We start from the raw sequence: 18166 nt of genomic DNA on the forward strand, positions 1-18166 counted from the left end.
TATATGAGCCTGCTTCTATCCGATTAGCAATCATCTATTATATAATTGAGGGTATCATCATACAGGCAGGGGGTCTCTTCATGAGACTAAACATACAGGAGCGGCAAACCCATTTCTTCCTAAGAATCTTTCTGTTTAACGTGATTATCGTTATTCTTGTCACCTGTATTCCAGTTGTTATCTATTATCAATATTTCACCAAAGCCTTTAATGAACAACTAGAGAACCTAAATTTGAAAACGGTCATGCAATTTCGTAATGCGATTGATGAGAAATTTCTAAGGGATAGTATGAGGATGGTGCCAAGCAACTTTGTCGATAATACCTCGGATGAAACACTAATCAAACCGATGACGGATTCAATTCGCAATGACTCCAAAGCCATACTGAGTGTCATTAATCAATTGCAGATCTTAACAAGCAATTTACCCTATGTACATTCCATTGATGTGTACTATAAGAATAATAATGTCCTATTTTATAACAATCGATTTTGTTTTCTGAGCGAAAATGCTTGTACAATCGGTTCTCGTCAGTTGTGGCTAGATCGCTTTAAGAACTCAGAGGAGCAAGTAAGCTGGCTCCCGCCAAGACCGTTGGAAGGCGAAGGTTCTGAGCCAGTTATTACATTTGTCAGAAGCATTCCCTACTTTGCCACACCAGATAAAAGAAAGGCGATTATCGCCATTAATATTAACGAAGGCTTGCTGATGAAATCGTTGCAAGCGTTACGAAAGCCATCGGATGGTCTTATGCTTATTATTGATAGCGATGGAAATGTCATTGCACATAATCAATTGAACTATCAGGTGAAAGAACTAGGAGAAGATCGAGAAAGTTGGATCAGCAAGGTGCTGGCTGGACCCTCAGAAGGTATGTTTAACCAGAAGATTGCAGACAATTCCACGATGGTTTCTTATACGAAGTCGGAGTTTAATAATTGGTACTATATCTCGCTGGTGAACAAGGATTCTTTCTATAAAAAGTCCAACGATCTGAAGAATTGGCTGATCTCGTTCGTTCTCATGTTCTTGTTAGTCAGTATCCTGATTGCGTATATCCTTACAAAGCGTGCGCATAAACCGATTCGCAATGTCATCGGCCACTATTACACACAAATTGCAGACCTGAACTACAAAGTAGAAATCAATAAGCCGGTTATCAGGCATAACTATATAATGAGTTTGCTGCATGATGAATTATCGACACATATGGAACCGTTAAGGAATGAATTTGTACATGCGGAGAAACAATGGAATCGCTTTTTCTGCTTTGTTATTGAAATCCCAAAGAACGTTCCCTTCGAGAATGAGCAAGCAGCGTCCTATCATCTGATTGGATTGCTGGAATCATGCAAGACAGAGGCGTATCAAGTCTGGGCCATTAAAGATTATGGCAGACAGATACAAGGGGTTCTATTCATGAACGAGTCGGCCCAGTTATCCAATGTGATTGAAGAGATGGTGGAACAGATTGAATTGATTTATAAAATCGGCTATGTATTATCCATTGGAGGCATGTATGCCATAGGGGAACGAACGATCTCCGCTTCTTATCAAGAGGCTGTAGAAGCCCTTAAATACGTCTATCTATATCCGTATCACCCCGTGCTTACTTATTCAGAGCTAACGATTGCATCTAGGCAGGGAGAGGGTGGTTCTGTCACTATTCTAGATGAGTTGGAAGTGTGTATTCGGATTTGTGATGAGAAGAAGGCACGGCAGCTTGTCGAGAAGATAAAAGATGACATGATGAATGGATTGTATACGGTGGAGTATTGCAAGAATCTGTATGCTGACGTAATCACAACCGTGCGCAAAGTAGTCGATTCCATGGGCTTCAGCTCGAATCAATTATTTGGTTATGATATTAGAGAAAAATTCAAGGAACTAGAGAATGTTGAGGGGGTTACAAGCTGGACGATGGATCTCATCAAGAAAGCGATCACTTCAATTGAAGACAGAAAGATGAGCTTTGATAGTAACATCGAGGTTAAAATTAAAACGTTTATTCATGAGCATTTGTTTGATGATATAAGTTTGGAACGCGTTGCGGATGAAATGAATATTAGCGCCAATTATTTAGGTAAATTATTCAAGAAGAACACGGGAATCAATTTTACTGAATATTTGACAGACTGCAGGCTTATAGAAGCCGAGAAGCTCTTGAAGGAGAAGAAGCTATCGGTGAATGAAATAGCCAGTAAGCTGGGCTACAGTTCGACAAACCATTTTATTCGGATTTTCAAAGAAAAGTATGGGGAAACGCCGAAGAAGTATCAGCTTCTATTTAAATGATGGGCGTCTCGATAACCACCGTAGCATATATCGCACTCTCACTCACTATACATGGGATATATAACATCTAAGTGAGGAGAGTGCTGCTTTGTCCAATGAGTTTGTGATGCGTTCGTTAGACGAGATTCGTTTCTGGTCGCGTATTATGAAAGAGCATTCCTTATTTCTGAAGTTGGGTTTTCGCTGTGACGATACGCAACTGATTCAAGAAGCGAATCATTATTATCACATTTTCGAGCATATTGAGGGGCGTTCTCACGCATATTCGGTGCAAACAGACCCTGATCAAATCAGACAATTCAATATGGAGGTATCAGCGGCTGTCGCCCATATTTGGGCTTTCAAAAGAAAGGTGCTCGGCCTCATCATCCAATGCAAGCTACCAGGCGGGAACAATTTTCCTTTACTCGTGGATCATACAAGCCGAGAGGCGAACTATTTCCGAAACCGATTGCATGAATTGAATACAGGACGATTAGAACCGTTACCAGACGCGATTATTGATGAAAATGTGTTCTTCCTGCGCATCATGGCGGATCACGCCAAGTTTATTGGGCACCTGCTTGATCCTTCCGAGCGGCAGCTGGTGGAGCAAGCAAGGAACTTTAGTCATGATTTTGACACGTTGTTATTTCAAGCGATCGATTTGAGCGGCATGCGGCCGCAGTCCCAAACGGAACCACTCCTAGATCAGTTCCTCGATCAGAACCGAGTCTCCGTCGTCGCCCTGCGTGATTTCAAGAAGACGGCCCGCGACCTGATCGAAGCCTGCAAAATCAAAAGCATCATCCACCCCTTATTGGCGGACCACGTGTTCCGAGAAGCGGAACGCTTCTTGACGCTGATTGATCTGTTCGAGCAGTGCTTAACTGGCCAGCCTGTTGTGATGCGGGAGGAACATCATAACCATTAAATGTCTATATCCGATAAAACTTATAGGAATATAAGAAAATAATATTGACGAAGCTTCATGCGGGATGTTACTCTGGAAATGTGACCACCGTATGAACGGAGACACGATTCTCTTTCGAGAGAGGAGTGTCTCTTTTTTATTTTACAAGGGAGTTGAACCTGATGAGCCAACTGTTATTGAAGCTCGAGCATGTGAACAAAACATTTCATTCCAACAAAGGGTCTGTCCAAGCCTTGCACAATATTCAACTGCAGGTGAAGGAAGGGGAATTTATTACGGTCATCGGCCCCAGCGGCTGCGGCAAAAGTACACTGCTCAAGATCATCGCGGGGCTCGATACGCAGCATACCGGGGAAGTGCGACTGGGCGATCAGGTGATACAAGGACCTGGTATCGATAAGGGCTTTATTTTCCAAGAGCCGAGGTTGTTCCCTTGGTTAACGGTAGAGAAAAATATTGCCGCCGACCTCTCGCTTCGAGATCCTGCTGTTCGCAAGAAAGTAGATGAGCTGATTGAACTCGTCCGCTTAGACGGCTTCCAGAAATCGTTCCCGAGAGAACTATCTGGCGGGATGGCCCAGCGCGTGGCGATTGCGAGAGCCCTGCTCCGAAATCCGAAGGTGCTGCTGCTTGACGAGCCGTTCGGGGCGCTTGATGCTTTTACACGCACACACATGCAGGAAGTGTTGATTGATATTTGGCAAAGGAATAAAACGACGATGATTTTCGTCACACATGACATTGATGAGGCGATCTATTTGGCCAATCGTGTCGTGATTCTCAAGCCGCGGCCTGGGGCGATAAGGAACATCGTTTCCATCGATTTGCCAATTCCTCGGAAGAAGACGACGACGTCTTTTCAGGAGCTGCGCCTCAAGGTGTTAAGTGAATTTGAGAAAATTGAAGAGCTTGAATTGATTGACAGCTCAGGCATATAAGGGGGGATACCTGTGAGCCAGCAACAAGGACAATTAGCAAGTGTTGATCAACTGCGATTCAAACAGCGTATCCATCGGGCACTGCTCGGTGCGTTGGTACCTTTACTTGTGCTGCTTGCCTGGCAAGCGTTAGGTCAACTCGGCGTGATCTCATCCTTGCTATTTCCAACACCGCTGCGCATTCTTAACGCAGGCGTGCGGCTCATTCAAACCGGTGAGCTTTACGATAATATCAAAATCAGTGTGCTGCGCGCCCTATCCGGATTCGTATTAGGCGGTTCATTAGGTCTTGCCTTTGGCATCCTCGTCGGCCTATTCCGCAAAACTGAGAGAGCCCTAGATCCAACGGTCCAAATGCTCCGCATGATACCTCATTTAGCGATAGCGCCGTTGTTTATTTTATGGTTCGGAATCGGGGAAACGGCCAAGATTCTTCTCATCGCCAAAGGCGCCTTTTTCCCGCTGTATATCAATGCATTTCTAGGAATTCGCGGGGTGGACAACAAGCTGTTTGATGTCACACGTGTTTTAGGGTTCAGTAAATGGAAGCAGATCATCCGATTAACGATTCCTGGCGCTCTCCCCAACATTTTGCTCGGCGTGCGAATCTCATTAGGGGTCTCTTGGCTCGGGCTGGTCGTCGCTGAATTAATGGGATCGACCTCGGGGATCGGTTATATGATGTCAGATGCCCGGCAATTTTCCAAAACACCTGTTGTTTTCGTTGGTATTATTATCTTTGCTGTATTCGGGATTGTGGCGGATGCTGGTGTGAGACTGCTTGAACGGAAATGGCTGAGTTGGCGAGACAATTACAATGGACGCTAGTCGCACGGAATGATAAAGGGGGATAAGGTATGAGCAATAGTGTCAAAGCGCTGCGTCAAACTGCACAGACAATCGGGAACACGAAGGGGCGAAAGCTTGAGCTAGTTCGAATCAAATGGTTGTGGGAGAAAGTGAACGATTTCGTGATCGGGTCGATCGTGCCCTTCTTGCTGCTGGTCATCTGGCAGGTATCGGGAGATTTGGGGCTGTTTTCACCATCCTTCTTACCTACACCCTTGCAAATTGCGGCTGAATTTCGCACACTGATCAGTTCAGGAGAGCTTACCCAGCACTTATCGATTTCCCTGCAACGAGCCGTCATCGGCTTCTTAATAGGCGGGTCGATCGGGTTGTTATTCGGTTTTTTTGTTGGTTTTGTGCAAAAGCTGGAGGTGTTACTGGATCCCTCCTTCCAAATGCTCAGGATGATTCCGCATCTGGCGATCGCGCCGTTAATTATTCTGTGGTTCGGATTTGGTGAGGTGTCCAAAATTGTTATCATCGCGAGCGGTGCATTCTTCCCGATGTATATTTATACCTTCTTGGGCATTCGAAGTGTCGATTACAAGTTATTCGAGGTCGCTCAGGTGCTGAATTTTAGCAAAACGAAACAGATCTTCAGGCTCATTCTGCCCGCATCCTTGCCTGGTATTCTCTTAGGCTTGCGCCTGTCGGTGGCGATTTCTTGGCTGGGCCTCGTTGTGGCGGAGCTCATCGGCTCGCAGGAAGGGATTGGCTTCCTGATTAATTATGGCAAGCAACATTCAAGTGCTGAGCTCATTTTTGTTGGGGTTATCATTTTCGCGGTGATCGGCAAGCTCGTAGACTCTTTTGTCCGCTGGCTGGAAAGAAAATGGCTGAGCTGGCGAGACAGCTTCCAAGGTTAGGCGCATCGTCGTAGGAGGGATTTTAATAAAACGTGTTGACGACTTGGCGTTAGGGTGCTAGTATAATTTTAATCATAGTAAACAGCTTGGTTTTATCGACATAAACGCATATACAAATGTCCAACCGTACAAACGGAGGCGTTCCTAATTAGGGATGCCTCTTTTTCATTTTACATTTTAGAGGAGGTCATGAAGATGGCAAAAGTTTTGGAAGATAATGAACTGCAACTCGCTGCAGATGTGCTGGTGATTGGCGGAGGTCCAGCTGGCACGTGGGCGGCTTTAACGGCTGCGACGAAGGGATCCAAAGTAATCTTGGTGGATAAAGGCTACTGTGGAACGAGCGGAGCAACGGCGCCATCGGGGACGGGCGTATGGTACATCAAACCAGAAGAGAAGCTGCGTGAAGAAGCTAGACAAAGTCGCTATGTATTGGGAGGGAAGCTGGCGGAGATTCCATGGATGAACCGCGTCCTTGATCGAACCTACGAGAATATGAATAAGCTAGGCAATCTTGGGTATCCGTTTCCGAAGGATGAGTTCGGTGATCCCTATAAGCGCGGATTGCAAGGGCCGGAATACATGAAGCTGATGCGTAAATTGGTTCAAAAAGCCGGCGTACAAATTCTCGATCACAGTCCTGTACTCCAGTTGCTGGCCGATGAGCATGGGGTTGGCGGTGCCACAGGCGTGCGAACACAAAGCGGCCATACCTGGACGGTACGCGCTGGGGCCGTTGTCATCGCAACAGGAGGATGTGCTTTTCTAAGTAAAGCATTAGGAACGAATGTCTTAACGGGTGATGGGTATTTATTGGCTGCCGAAGCGGGGGCTGATTTCTCGGGAATGGAGTTTTCGAACGCCTATGCGATTTGCCCAACGTTCTCATCGGTTACCAAAACCGCTTATTACAAGTACGCTTCTTTCTACTATGAAGATGGAACGGTTGTAGAGGGTGCGGGATCCCAGCGCGGGCGCTCAATCATTGCACGGAATTTGCTGCAAGGTCGTCAAGTGTATGCCAGCTTGGATCAAGCACCAGATGACATTCGTCCGCTGCTGCGTGTGAATCAGACCAACTTCTTCTTGCCTTTCGATCGGCTTGGAATTGATCCGTTCAAAGATAAATTCCCAGTTACGCTTCGGTTGGAAGGCACGGTCCGTGGAACGGGCGGCATTCGAATTGTTAATGAGCAATGCGCAACGATTGTCCCTGGCTTATATGCAGCAGGAGATGCAGCTACACGTGAGCTGATTTGCGGCGGCTTTACAGGCGGCGGTAGTCACAATGCGGCTTGGGCGATGTCCTCGGGTTCATTTGCTGGGGAAGGTGCAGCGAAATTTGCGCAAGAGCTTGGAGATAAAGCGGCAGATCGTCAGCTGAAAAGTGTTTCAACGACCACCTTTACGAAGGCGGGATCAGGTCAAGTTGTAAGCAAAACGGGTGAAGCGATCCAAGCGGTTCAAGAGGAAGTCATGCCGTATGATCGTAATTTGTTCCGTACGCAGGAAGGGCTGGAAGATTCGATTAATCGTCTGGATGGCCTGTGGACAGATTTGCGTGAGCGTACAACGACCTTAGATATTGCTGGTGTTCGCCATCGGGAAGCCGCTGCCATGACAGCGACAGCTCGCTGGATGTACAACTCAGCTAGTGAACGTACGGAAACAAGAGGGATGCATAAACGGGAGGATTTCCCGCAAATTGATACAGCGCAAGGGTATCGTTTGATCAGTGGCGGCTTGGATCAAGTGTGGACGAAGAAGGCGGAAGTGAACAAGGAGGCTGTTACCCCATGATTGAGTTGATTAGCGAGTCTAAATGTGTCGAGTGCAATCTCTGCGTATCGGTTTGCCCGACGAATGTATTTGATCGTGTGGAGAATGGCATTCCCGTCATTGCTCGGCAAAGCGACTGCCAAACTTGCTTCATGTGTGAGCTGTACTGCCCTGCGGATGCTCTTTATGTAGCGCCAGATGCCGAGCGGCCGACGCTTGTGAGCGAGGAGATCCTCGATGAGCAAGGATTGTTTGGCGGTTATCGGGAGAAGGTTGGCTGGGGGAAAGGACGCAAGCCAGTCGCTGAGCATCCTTATATGTATGAATTATCGAAGAAGACCTCCTTCGGGTAAACCCGTGGGCGACTGATTGAAAGGAGAATGAAAGATGAGAGAGAGACAGGACAAAAGGGGTTTAAGGCGTTACCGCAACACACTTTTCACAATTGGTTTAGTGGCGATGGTCACGTTCCTAGCCGCATGCAGCAATTCGGATGGCGGGGCGAAGACGGCAGGCGCTAGTGCAGCAGCGACAAGCGGCGGAGCCGCCAAAGTGCAACCACCGGCAGTGATCAATTACGGATACATTGGCACGAACAAGCTGAATTTTCCAGGCGGAGCAGAGGGTTGGGGTTTATATAAAGGGATTATCCAAGAGGAGCTCAAAAAGTACGGCATCACGGAGATCAAGCCCGTGGCTTTCCCTAACGGACCTGACCAAAGTGAGTCGTTAATCAGCGGCAGATTGGATTTCGGCAGTTTAGGCGATACGCCAGCGCTGCTTGCGCGTTCAACGGGAGCGAAGACGAAGGCTATTACGCTGAACACAACAGATAATATTGGCTATTTGATCGGGAAAAAAGGCGGTCCAACCACGATCGCAGACTTGAAAGGGAAAACGATCGCGATTCAGAAAGGCTCCTTCATGCACCGCTATATTGCCGGCCTTGTAAAGGAACAGAATGTGCCCGACGTGAAGTTCATCCATATGCTGCGCCCAGATGGCGAAGCGGCTTTGGCACGTGGCGAAGTGGACGCAATGACGAACAGCGCTATCTTTGCCCTGAAACAAATTGAGAATGGCTTCCCATTGATTGATGATGCCTCTAAGCATCCGAATTTGATCGGTGGCAGCGTTACAGTCGTCTCCGAAGACTATCTGAAGAAGTTCCCTGATTTCGCAAAGGTGTGGAATGGGGCTAGGGAGAAAGCGCTCAAGGATTTACAATCCAAGCCAGATGAATATTATCAATTCTTGTCTCAGTTGAATGGTTTCACGCCAGAATTAAACAAGAAAGTTACACCGATTGAGGCGATCAAAACGGTTAATTTTACCGACGATGGCGTGAAGCTGCTCGAGGGCACGAAGAAATTTCTAGTAGATGAGAAGCTGGCGGAGAAGGATTTTGACTTGAGTCAGTGGTTGTTAAAATAAGGGCGCTGTGCCTATTCGGAAAGGAAATGATGAACATGTCCGTATCAACACAAGCTGTTTTAACGCCCGAGGTGGAGGCCCATCGCAAGGCGGATTATCCTGTGCATTCGCTGTTTTTGAACCGTTGGTCTTCCCGTGCTTTTGAAGACAAGGAAGTGACGAAAGAGACATTAAATACGGTGCTGGAGGCTGCTCGCTGGGCGCCTTCTAGTTCCAACTTGCAGCCGTGGCGGTTCGTAGTCGCCCATACGGAAGCGCAGAAGCAGAAGTTCCAAGCCTTCATTAAGCCGAACAATCGCTTATGGACGGATCATGCGCCTGTACTCTTGTTACTCCTGTCCCATAAGCTTCGCCAGGACGGCGAACCGAATGGTGCGCATGCATTTGATACAGGTGCAGCGTGGGCTTCCATTGCTTTTCAAGCCCATCTGTTAGGGCTGGCTACTCGTGCTGTTGGCGGCTACGACAGAGAGATCGCACGCGAAGTGCTGCAAGTACCAGCCGAGTACGAGCTGCACGCGGTCATCGCGTTGGGCTATCGCGGAGCACGTGAAACGTTAGCCGAGGACTTTCAACAGCGTGAGCTTCCGAACGGTCGACGGGCGCTGAACGAGAGCATCATCGAAGGTTCGTTCTAGTCGGATGGACACGTGGAATCGGCAGTTTACAGCGTTACTTTCTGTACAATTGCTTGTCTCAACCGCACATGGGATGTTCATCCCCCTCTTGCCCAGCTTTCTACAGGAAGTTGGGCATGTGAGCGGGGATTCCCTGTACATATGGTCAGGCGCGATCTTCTCCGCCAACTTCTTAATTATGATGATCGCCATGCCTTTTCTTGGGCGTATCGGGGACCGTTATGGGCGTAGGCCTGTTATGCTGTGGTCGGGATTTGGCATGGCTCTCATCACAGCGAGCATGTCACTCGCCAATGAGCCCTGGCAGCTAGCGGCGCTGCGATTGGCGCAAGGGTGTTTTACGGGCATTTTGCCATTCACCATGGTGCTGATTATGATTGGCGCTTCGAAAAACAAAGTCGGCGTCTCCGCTGGCACGATGCAAATGATGGGCGAGACCGGCTCATTAATCGGCCCTTTGATCGCTTCCTCCTTGCTGTCCTTTTACCCGGTACGGGGCTCATTCCCGGCTATGAGTGTCTGCATTTTACTCGCAGCGGTTAGTGTACTATGCTTTGTCAAAGAAGGTCCTCGCATCCCAAGCGGTACGAAGAAAGTAGAGAGTACCTTGCTCTCTGATTGGAAGACCATCTGGCGGATCAAGCCGCTGCCGTCCTTGTTGCTCAGCGCTTTATGCATTAATTTCGCCCTAGTCGGGACGAATCCAATCCTCCCTTACTATGTGCAGCAAGCCACACACCCGATCCCCTATGTCAATGATCAGTGGCTGCTCGGCATTACCTTATCGGCGACATCCCTGGCTGTTATTGTTTTCTCCCCATTGCTAGGTATGCTCTCCGATCGAGTAGGTCCTCTCCTCCTGCTCAAAATAGCAACTAGCACGGCATTCCTGCTATGCATGGTTCAAGCGGTCACACACTTCTATCCATTGATTCTTGGTTGTCGATTTCTGCTGGGCTTATGCGTTGCAGGCATGATGCCGAATATCCAAGCGCAGGTGCGCGGCATCGCCCGCAAGGGGATGGAGGGGCAGACCTTCGCTATGGTGAATTCCTGGATGTTCTTAGGTTGCTTATTGGGTCCCCTGATCGGCGGCGTTATCGTCGCTCATTTCGGCATTCGCGGGTGGTTTATTGCGGCGATGCTCGTCTTCGGTATTAGCTGTTGGCAAGCCTTTCACATCGGGAGCTTTCAGCTGCGCAGGGAGAAGGCGAAGTTGGAGCTGGAGATGGCGTAAGGCGACTAGCAGTTAGCATTGTTGAAAAAGAACCCCTTGGGGTTCTTTTTGCGTCTAAGCAGCGGGGGAAACGGAACGTGGTTCCGCTAAAGCCGACATTACCGCGAAAACACACGAATAACGAACGCACGTTCCGCTCTATCACCATTAACTAGTTTAAATGCCTCACGGTAAAAAGAGTTGTTCTAGAGTAGCTCAGGCTGCTGCTTGAGGGCAGCTCTTTTTCGTTCTAGGGCCCTCGCAGATACGAATAGATGGATTTTCTGCATCTAATTTCACCATATTCTCGGTTTTAAGCGGTGTAACTGGATTTCTACAGCTATTTCAAGCCTTATTTTGCCGAAACTCTCGAAGCGAGCGAAATTAGATGTACTTTTCCATTTAATATCGATTAATGCTTGAATAGCACCGAATTAGCTGCATAATTTCCATTTAATGTTGATAGGCGCAGGGCAAGCTCGTTTAAACTTCGCTAGTTTTGGGCATCCTTTTACTAGAGTGAAAGATTCTAGTGAATGGAGTGGGACTATGACGACAATCGTGAAGCCAGTCATCCCTAGTAAAATTGCGGAATCCATCGAAAGTTTGCGAAGTGAGGGATGGGTGGATGACGACTTTTTCAACTTTGCGCGTTATGACGAAGAGTCACCGGAAGCTCGCAGGTTGTATCACTTTTTTCGCAATAACCGCGTAACCTTTGCGGCAGCCATCATCAATAATTACCAAGTGCTTGACGTATAGCACCTATAATGGACAGAGCCCCTTTCGCAGCTTCGGTTGCGGGAGGGGTTTTCTTTTGTATGCTCAGACTTACAAGGAGTATTGACAGCACAGCAAACGTCGGAGGCATCGCGCTACACTTCTCTGGAACTGCATTCCGCTGTTGTGGATGCTGCTGCTTGGCGGATTTTTCGTGTATTCGAATATAATGTAAAATGGAATAATGTCATGTTTAGTTACACCATTATTCATACAAATGTTTAAAATAGTTTTTATGTCACAATACTTGACGCAAATAAATTCCGCAGTTATAATTCAATTAACCGCACAACGTTGTGCAACTAATATGAAGGCAATGGCGCCTATCCGATTACAAGGATAGGCGTTTTCTGTCTTTTTTGGAGGATGAATGCGATGAAGAAACGTCTACAGGATCTTGTTTTATTTATCCAATGTCTGCCTACTGCTTTGACTTGGTACTAACATTCATGTGAGGTTTTATACATTAATAGCTCGTCTCAATATTTGATCCTTAGGGGTCAAATATTTTTTTTATTTAAGCTTCATGTTTGGGACGAGCATTCATGTTACAATAAAGCAAAATTTTGGAATAGGCTGGCTGGGAAGGAAGTCGACGCATGCTAGAGGAACGATTAGCGGTCTTAAATGTACATATTGAAGAGGCCGGTTACGATGAAGTGCCGGATATGATTAAAGGGATTCATTTTACCGTCAAACAAGGGGAACTAATCGGGTTACTCGGTCCGAATGGTGCGGGCAAAAGCACCACCATCAAGAGCATCCTCGGGTTGCTGAAGCATTTTAAAGGGAACATAGCCTTCAAGGGTGAGAGCAAAAGCTACGCCTACATTCCCGAGCATCCGATTCTGTATGATGAGTTGACCCTGTGGGAGCATATGGAATTCGCGGCGTCGGTGTATGAGTTGGATCGAGCTGTGTTTCTAGAGCGTGCCGATGATCTGCTGACCAGGTTTCGACTCGTGGACGAGAAGCATCAGCTGCCAGGTAAATTCTCCAAAGGCATGCAGCAGAAAATCATGCTGATCCTTGGATTCCTGCACAAGCCCGATATCTACATTGTTGATGAGCCATTCATTGGATTGGACCCGAAAGCAATCAAGGATTTCTTGGGGATGCTGGAAGAGGAGCGCAAGCGCGGTGCGGGAATTCTAATGAGTACGCACGTGTTGGATACAGCGGAGCGGATTTGCAGCTCATTCGTTTTACTCTCGGGGGGCAGACTGGTGGCAAACGGAAACTTACAAGACATTCAAGAGCAATGTGGGATGCCAGACGCGACACTGTTCGACTGCTTCCATTCGTTATTATGAGAGGGGGCGGCGGTTTGAACAGCAGCTTTGGGGTGTTTGCGCGGCGTGTGCGTTCGGATTGGCATTTTCAGTACCGTGCGATGCGGATGGCAGTAGATTGGGTCATTGCGATTTATTTCGTCATTCCTCTGCTGATCATAGCGGGCTATCACTATTATGTATGGTTGTCGGCTCCTCCAGCGAGGTTAAGCGAAATTCCGATACAGTTTGTATCCGTTTTATTTTACGTTTTTACTTGGCTAGGTACGCTGCGGTTCTTCGTGGAAGAGGGAGATCAACTATTTCTGAGGCAAAATGAGATCTGGTTTCGATCACTGATGCGGCTCGGTTACCGTTATTCTGTCGTGCTGCAAGGCATCACGTCGTTGGCACTAGTACTTCTTTTCTTGCCGTTACTGTCAGCCGTATATGGTTACAGTGTTTCACAAATCGTATGTTTATGGGTCCTAACTTATGTGGTGAAGCTGAACATTGGGGTGATCCGCCAATTATTGGCGTTGCGATTACGTGGTATCTTGCTTTGGTTGGTGCGCATTGTCCTCTTCATCGGCCTGGCGTTGCTATTTCAAGCGGCTGTCATGGAGCTTGCGGATCAACCGTTATACGGCTGCTCGGCGATCGTGGTCGGCATCGTCACATTTGACTTATTAACCCGCGTGCGTTTACGGGAAAAAGGGGCCTTCTTCGCGGATATCGCTAGAGAACGCGATGCGCGGATGCGGCTTGTCTCGCTGATGCTCGTTCGGATCGTCGAGCGCAAAAGAAAGCCAACCCGCAAATACCCGCTGATTTTCAGCAGGTCGCAGCGATTGTTCAAAGGCGCCGGAGCCAGCCAAGGGCTTGCGGAGCTGCTAGCCAAATCCTATTTCCGCAGCGGTTTACAATGGCGATTATCGCTTCAATTCACGGTTGTCATCAGTGGCTTGATGTTTGTGCTGCCGGGTGCGGTAAAGATATTTATCTGGATCCTCGCAGCCGTTATTCTCGTCTTTTGGCGCAAATCGTTCTGCAAGGACGAGCTGACGACACCGTTCTTGACGCTGTTTCCAATCGAGGATACAAAGAAACATCAGGCGTTGCAGAAAGTCATGCCCGCATTGGTGCTGCCAGCATTTATCGTCATTAGCTTATGTGCGGGCATTTCCTTGTTCACGTGGTGGGGTCCGATTGTGATGGTCAGTATGGCAATTCCAGTTGCGTACGGGAGTTCGTCGGTGTTTACGAGCTGGTATTAAGAAGTTTTAAAATTTCGTAAATCCATCCATCTATCCGCGGGTTTCATTGGTACCATTGTGTATGATTGGCGGTTAGACGGAACGTGGATGCTCTAATTAGCCGAAAAGGTCTGCAATTGAGCGCTAGGCGGAACGTAAATGCTCTATCTGTCTACGTTTCGAGGAAAAGGGGCTATTTTCGGAAAAATAGCGCCCTGACGTTCCGTCTAATGCCCATATTGCGCAATTTGCAGCGAATAGCGCCCTGACGTTCCGCTCATTGCTCATTTGGTGCGCGTGCCTTCTCCTTTTCGCAGCAACACCCACTCCACCACCAGCAGATTCAGCAGCAAGCTAATCCACACATTGACGTTCAAAATCTCGACAACCATGTGCTCGATTCCGCCCTCAGGCAGGTGAAAGCTGTGCATCAACGCATACAAGAGTATGCAAACAGGGAAAATCAGGCGGGCCGAAGTGGCGGCCAACGTGACGGCATAACTGCGTATCATCCAGATGCGATGTGCAGGGAGCTGCCCTTTGATTGCATAACGGAACCCTTTCCAGGTCGTGATTAACCAGAGTAGGCTAAGTGCTAAAAACGCCATAGATTTCGTGAAGTTTTCCGCGTAGAACGTCTGGATTCATAGACACATAAGGAAAAATCGCTGCAATCGCCACGCCAACAATCAGGATGATAGATAAAATCCCTAATTTTCTACTCATGGTAAGCCCCCATTTAAGTTCATCTACACGATCCCCCTATTGTAAGTCCTGTATCTAAACTACCTCTTATTCATTTCTTAAAAAAATCTAAACAACCGGCGGGATTTATTTATGTAAATATGGTTTATGACATATAGTGCAAATTTATATGTTGTTCAATGTATGTATTTTTAAGGTGATTCGCACTATGATTGATTTATGAATTCATACTATAGTGCAAACACACTGGAGGGGTACTTATGCTGCATCCATTTATGGGAATTGAAAATTGGGATCGAATCGGAATGTCTGTTGAGGAATCTGCGAAAACCATTCAGCGCATCGCCTATGTGGATCGTCAATTGATGCGGATTGAAGCTGGGCATATGGCGGCCAGACCTGAATATGAAATTAAAGGGGCCTTAGCTCGCTTAAGCTGGCAGGATGCCGAGCACCATGAGCAATTCCGTCAACGTGGAAAGCAGCTTCGCATGAGTACCGTTGCTTTCGATAAATGCCCAGATCCAGCCTTGCAGGAGCTGATGCAAACGGTACTGGATTCGAACACGACGCTGGAATTGTTGACGGCTCTATTCGAAGTCATCAAACCCGCACAAATGGCAGCGCTCCATGCTTATAAAGGGAAAGCACAGCCCCTGGTCGACGAGCCTACGTTCCAAATCATCAAGCATCAGCTCATTGATCGGGAGGAGCAGATGGCGTGGGGGCGCGAGGCGCTCGCGCACGTGGCAGAGACAGCTTCCGAGGCCGAGAAGGAACAAGCACAACGTTGGAGAACTTATATCCAACAACTTTTAGCTGCTGCAGGCAGCATTACGGGATGGGAGGAGCGGGTTCCTGTCGATGCAACAGCACGCATTTCCCGCGAGCCTTTTACGATGCCGCGAGCAAGTACGAGGGATTCGCGATTTACGACACATGTGGTTAAAAATCATGGGATCACATTCGCGGATAATGATGAAGGGCGATTCATGCAAATGATGATGGCTCGCTACTTCGAAATGTCGCCAGCCGAAGGTGTAGCTTATGTCCATTTTACAACAGAAGGCAAGCCATGGAGCTTCTATCGAGACACGGCCAGGCACATGTGGGATGAAGTTCGTCACAGCTGGTTCGGTGAAGCTGCACTTCGGAAGAAGGGGTACGATGTGTATCAGTTCAAGAACTGGACGGGATGGTACGATATGACGGCACAGCTGTTCGAGGGGACCGAGGCATACTCACATTTGACGATTGCAATCGAGAAAGCAGCGATGAAGTATCCGCCAGGCAAAAGGGAAGAGTGGGAATTCTGCCGTGATGTTGTGAAGGATCCGCTCATGACGACCTTTCAAGATTTCGATTGGGCCGATGAAGTGGTACATGCAGGGTTCGGACAACGCTGGATGATTGAAGACGTGCATGGCGGTGATGCTCGTGCGGCGCAAGCCGAAGCGGAAAGCACGGTGAGGAAACGTACAGTCTGGATGGAAGCACAAGGTGATCACAATAAGAACAAACCAGCAGGGAGCTTGGGAGGTTATTAACAAAATGCAGCATGCCGTCAAAGAGGATATAACGAGAATTAATGATGGCTCGCAGCGCCCGCCGCGACTTGAGGTGCATCAATCGATGTGGGCGATGATGAGTCTCGGACCTGAGGGGACAGAGTTACCCTTGGAAGAGAAGTTCGAGCGTATCGCTGACGCGGGGTTTACCGGCATTCTAGCAAGGGTGCCAGAAGCTCACGACCGAGAGGACTGGAAGAGGCTGCTTAAGCAGTACGAACTCAGTTTTGGTACGCATTGTTTTCCTTTTCAAGCTAGCGACTTATCGACTCATTTACAGCAGGCTAATGAGTTCGAGATGCTGTACGTGAATGCTCAGGCAGCTGATTCATTCGTGGTGGACGAGGACGCTGCCCAACTGTTGGATGCGCTATACGCCGTGGCCAAGACACAGGGTACACCGTTTTTCGTTGAGACGCATCGCGGAAAAATCACGCAAGATTTAATCCGTACCGTGGCTTATACGAAAAATCGGCCTCATCTCAGGTTTACCCTAGACCTTTCCCATTATGTTTTGGCGGGGGAGATGACGGAGCGGCAAGAGAAGGCCGAGCCCTTGATCCAAGCTTTGCTTCAGCGAACGTCGGCCATCCATGGACGGATCTCGTCCGGCGAGCAAATTCAAGTAGACATTCGCCAATCGTCCGCGATGGTTGAACGATTCGCTGACTGGTGGACTCAAGCGATGCGTTATTGGTTGGCGGAAGCGAAGCCTGGCGATATCTTGCCGTTCGTATGTGAGCTCGGCCCAGCACCTTATGCGATTACAGGGCTGAACGGTCAAGAGCTCACCGACCGTTGGGAGCAAGCCCTGCTGTTGAAGCAGTTAGCCGAAGAATGCTGGAAGCGTGCAAAATAAATCAAAGCCCTTGAGACTCTCTAGTTAGAGAGATCAAGGGCTTTTAATCATTTTGGGGAAGCAGAAAGGGAGTCTGTTTGCGGGATATGAAGCAGTTCGGATAGCTGCGAAGCAAGATAGTGCGGCGTATACGGCATATCGTTGCGCAGCCAGCAGACAATTGTTCCTATGATGGCTGATGAGCCATACCAAATGGCAATATCCTTTTGAATGTTAATAGATGTAGGGGAAATCTCATGCGTTTCATAACGTTTCGTGATTGCGTCAGCAAATAGCTTCATCAGTCGTTCTGTAAAGATGGGAATCCGTTTGGAAGCTAGTATCACCTTGTAAAAGTCGGAATGACTTGCAATATGCTCAAGCAGTCGGATCATAATTTGAATCTTAAACTCGTACTCATGTGGAAACGTAGAAATAATGGCTTGAATCTCAGTGATCATATCCTCAGACAGCTTATCCATCATATCGGGAATATCTTTATAGTGTAGGTAAAAGGTAACACGATTAATGGTGGCACGTTCGGCGATGCGATTCACTGTGATTTTCTCCAGTTCTATCTCTTGAAGCAGTTCAATAAAAGCGTCACGAATCAATTGCCGTGTGCGTATGACGCGTGGATCTGTTCGAGAGGTGGTAGTCATGCGAATCAGTCCTTTCCCAATGAATGCCTAAGAACGACAATTCCGTTCCAAGTGTATATTATTTGAATGTTAAACAACACAATGAGCTGAAATGTCAACTAATCAACACTTCATAAAAAGCTGTTGCTTGTGAACAGTATTCTTGATGACTATAAT

The 18166-nt window shown here is 47.8% G+C and carries 19 protein-coding genes; 16 read left to right on the top strand and 3 right to left on the bottom strand.

Annotated features, from left to right (window positions below; genetic code table 11):
- Positions 1-80 precede the first annotated feature (80 nt).
- The 14 genes from MJB10_RS04700 (at position 81) to MJB10_RS04765 (ending at position 14258) form a co-directional block, all read left to right on the top strand.
- Entirely contained in the window at positions 81-2297 is a 2217-nt protein-coding gene (locus MJB10_RS04700) for an AraC family transcriptional regulator (protein ID WP_314802186.1), read from the top strand.
- Between the two features lie 106 nt (positions 2298-2403).
- On the top strand, positions 2404-3210 hold the full coding sequence (locus MJB10_RS04705; RefSeq protein WP_397386615.1) for a DUF2935 domain-containing protein: 807 nt from the start codon (positions 2404-2406) through the stop codon (positions 3208-3210).
- A 161-nt stretch (positions 3211-3371) separates the two neighbouring features.
- On the top strand, positions 3372-4148 hold the full coding sequence (locus tag MJB10_RS04710) for an ABC transporter ATP-binding protein (RefSeq protein WP_314802190.1): 777 nt from the start codon (positions 3372-3374) through the stop codon (positions 4146-4148).
- 51 nt (positions 4149-4199) lie between these two features.
- Entirely contained in the window at positions 4200-4976 is a 777-nt protein-coding gene (locus MJB10_RS04715) for an ABC transporter permease (protein ID WP_314805479.1), read from the top strand.
- 29 nt (positions 4977-5005) lie between these two features.
- Complete coding sequence (locus MJB10_RS04720) at positions 5006-5863, top strand: ABC transporter permease (protein ID WP_314802192.1); 858 nt, start codon at positions 5006-5008, stop codon at positions 5861-5863.
- A 195-nt stretch (positions 5864-6058) separates the two neighbouring features.
- Positions 6059-7663, top strand: a complete 1605-nt coding sequence (locus tag MJB10_RS04725) for an FAD-binding protein (protein ID WP_314802193.1) — start codon at positions 6059-6061, stop codon at positions 7661-7663.
- Positions 7660-7995 carry a ferredoxin family protein gene (locus tag MJB10_RS04730; RefSeq protein WP_314802195.1) on the top strand — a complete coding sequence of 112 codons (336 nt, stop codon included), beginning with the start codon at positions 7660-7662 and terminating at the stop codon, positions 7993-7995. Before MJB10_RS04725 ends, MJB10_RS04730 begins: the two co-directional genes overlap by 4 nt.
- A 34-nt stretch (positions 7996-8029) precedes the next feature.
- Positions 8030-9076 carry an ABC transporter substrate-binding protein gene (locus MJB10_RS04735; RefSeq protein ID WP_314802196.1) on the top strand — a complete coding sequence of 349 codons (1047 nt, stop codon included), beginning with the start codon at positions 8030-8032 and terminating at the stop codon, positions 9074-9076.
- 29 nt (positions 9077-9105) lie between these two features.
- Positions 9106-9714, top strand: a complete 609-nt coding sequence (locus MJB10_RS04740) for a nitroreductase family protein (RefSeq protein WP_397386570.1) — start codon at positions 9106-9108, stop codon at positions 9712-9714.
- 4 nt (positions 9715-9718) lie between these two features.
- A complete protein-coding gene (locus MJB10_RS04745) occupies positions 9719-10951 on the top strand; it encodes an MFS transporter (RefSeq protein ID WP_314802199.1) in 1233 nt (410 codons plus the stop codon).
- A gap of 528 nt (positions 10952-11479) precedes the next feature.
- On the top strand, positions 11480-11692 hold the full coding sequence (locus tag MJB10_RS04750; protein WP_314802201.1) for a hypothetical protein: 213 nt from the start codon (positions 11480-11482) through the stop codon (positions 11690-11692).
- A gap of 81 nt (positions 11693-11773) precedes the next feature.
- Positions 11774-11935: a hypothetical protein gene (locus tag MJB10_RS04755; RefSeq protein WP_314802202.1), complete on the top strand. Its 162-nt coding sequence runs from the start codon at positions 11774-11776 to the stop codon at positions 11933-11935.
- 374 nt (positions 11936-12309) lie between these two features.
- Positions 12310-13023, top strand: a complete 714-nt coding sequence (locus tag MJB10_RS04760; protein ID WP_314802203.1) for an ABC transporter ATP-binding protein — start codon at positions 12310-12312, stop codon at positions 13021-13023.
- Positions 12972-14258, top strand: a complete 1287-nt coding sequence (locus MJB10_RS04765) for an ABC transporter permease (protein WP_314802205.1) — start codon at positions 12972-12974, stop codon at positions 14256-14258. The genes MJB10_RS04760 and MJB10_RS04765 overlap by 52 nt, the downstream gene beginning before the upstream one ends.
- 263 nt (positions 14259-14521) lie before the next feature.
- Here the strand turns inward: MJB10_RS04765 and MJB10_RS04770 are convergent, their stop codons facing one another.
- Together MJB10_RS04770 and MJB10_RS04775 are read right to left on the bottom strand one after the other, a co-directional pair.
- Positions 14522-14845 (bottom strand): DUF2306 domain-containing protein, encoded by a 324-nt coding sequence (locus MJB10_RS04770; RefSeq protein WP_314802207.1) that lies wholly within the window; start codon positions 14843-14845, stop codon positions 14522-14524.
- Complete coding sequence (locus tag MJB10_RS04775; RefSeq protein ID WP_314802209.1) at positions 14826-14963, bottom strand: hypothetical protein; 138 nt, start codon at positions 14961-14963, stop codon at positions 14826-14828. Before MJB10_RS04775 ends, MJB10_RS04770 begins: the two co-directional genes overlap by 20 nt.
- Positions 14964-15202: 239 nt before the next feature.
- Here MJB10_RS04775 and MJB10_RS04780 point away from each other — a divergent pair, with 239 nt between their 5' ends.
- Together MJB10_RS04780 and MJB10_RS04785 are read left to right on the top strand one after the other, a co-directional pair.
- Positions 15203-16489, top strand: coding sequence for a hypothetical protein (locus tag MJB10_RS04780; protein WP_314802211.1), 1287 nt, complete (start codon positions 15203-15205; stop codon positions 16487-16489).
- Between the two features lie 4 nt (positions 16490-16493).
- Entirely contained in the window at positions 16494-17369 is an 876-nt protein-coding gene (locus MJB10_RS04785; protein WP_314802213.1) for a sugar phosphate isomerase/epimerase family protein, read from the top strand.
- Between the two features lie 47 nt (positions 17370-17416).
- Here the strand turns inward: MJB10_RS04785 and MJB10_RS04790 are convergent, their stop codons facing one another.
- Complete coding sequence (locus tag MJB10_RS04790; protein WP_314802214.1) at positions 17417-18010, bottom strand: TetR/AcrR family transcriptional regulator; 594 nt, start codon at positions 18008-18010, stop codon at positions 17417-17419.
- Positions 18011-18166 lie beyond the last annotated feature (156 nt).

Origin of the sequence: Paenibacillus sp. MBLB1832, assembly GCF_032271945.1 — a bacterium.
Classification (GTDB): Bacteria; Bacillota; Bacilli; order Paenibacillales; family NBRC-103111; genus Paenibacillus_E; species Paenibacillus_E roseopurpureus.

Bases quoted from the DNA above. Each gene is read 5' to 3' on its own strand.
- MJB10_RS04700 (WP_314802186.1), top strand. From the start codon at position 81: ATGAGACTAAACATACAGGAGCGGCAAACCCATTTCTTCCTAAGAATC.
- MJB10_RS04705 (WP_397386615.1), top strand. From the start codon at position 2,404: ATGCGTTCGTTAGACGAGATTCGTTTCTGGTCGCGTATTATGAAAGAG.
- MJB10_RS04710 (WP_314802190.1), top strand. From the start codon at position 3,372: ATGAGCCAACTGTTATTGAAGCTCGAGCATGTGAACAAAACATTTCAT.
- MJB10_RS04720 (WP_314802192.1), top strand. From the start codon at position 5,006: ATGAGCAATAGTGTCAAAGCGCTGCGTCAAACTGCACAGACAATCGGG.
- MJB10_RS04725 (WP_314802193.1), top strand. From the start codon at position 6,059: ATGGCAAAAGTTTTGGAAGATAATGAACTGCAACTCGCTGCAGATGTG.
- MJB10_RS04730 (WP_314802195.1), top strand. From the start codon at position 7,660: ATGATTGAGTTGATTAGCGAGTCTAAATGTGTCGAGTGCAATCTCTGC.
- MJB10_RS04735 (WP_314802196.1), top strand. From the start codon at position 8,030: ATGAGAGAGAGACAGGACAAAAGGGGTTTAAGGCGTTACCGCAACACA.
- MJB10_RS04740 (WP_397386570.1), top strand. From the start codon at position 9,106: ATGAACATGTCCGTATCAACACAAGCTGTTTTAACGCCCGAGGTGGAG.
- MJB10_RS04745 (WP_314802199.1), top strand. From the start codon at position 9,719: ATGGACACGTGGAATCGGCAGTTTACAGCGTTACTTTCTGTACAATTG.
- MJB10_RS04750 (WP_314802201.1), top strand. From the start codon at position 11,480: ATGACGACAATCGTGAAGCCAGTCATCCCTAGTAAAATTGCGGAATCC.
- MJB10_RS04760 (WP_314802203.1), top strand. From the start codon at position 12,310: ATGCTAGAGGAACGATTAGCGGTCTTAAATGTACATATTGAAGAGGCC.
- MJB10_RS04765 (WP_314802205.1), top strand. From the start codon at position 12,972: ATGTGGGATGCCAGACGCGACACTGTTCGACTGCTTCCATTCGTTATT.
- MJB10_RS04770 (WP_314802207.1), bottom strand. From the start codon at position 14,845: ATGGCGTTTTTAGCACTTAGCCTACTCTGGTTAATCACGACCTGGAAA.
- MJB10_RS04775 (WP_314802209.1), bottom strand. From the start codon at position 14,963: ATGAGTAGAAAATTAGGGATTTTATCTATCATCCTGATTGTTGGCGTG.
- MJB10_RS04780 (WP_314802211.1), top strand. From the start codon at position 15,203: ATGCTGCATCCATTTATGGGAATTGAAAATTGGGATCGAATCGGAATG.
- MJB10_RS04785 (WP_314802213.1), top strand. From the start codon at position 16,494: ATGCAGCATGCCGTCAAAGAGGATATAACGAGAATTAATGATGGCTCG.
- MJB10_RS04790 (WP_314802214.1), bottom strand. From the start codon at position 18,010: ATGACTACCACCTCTCGAACAGATCCACGCGTCATACGCACACGGCAA.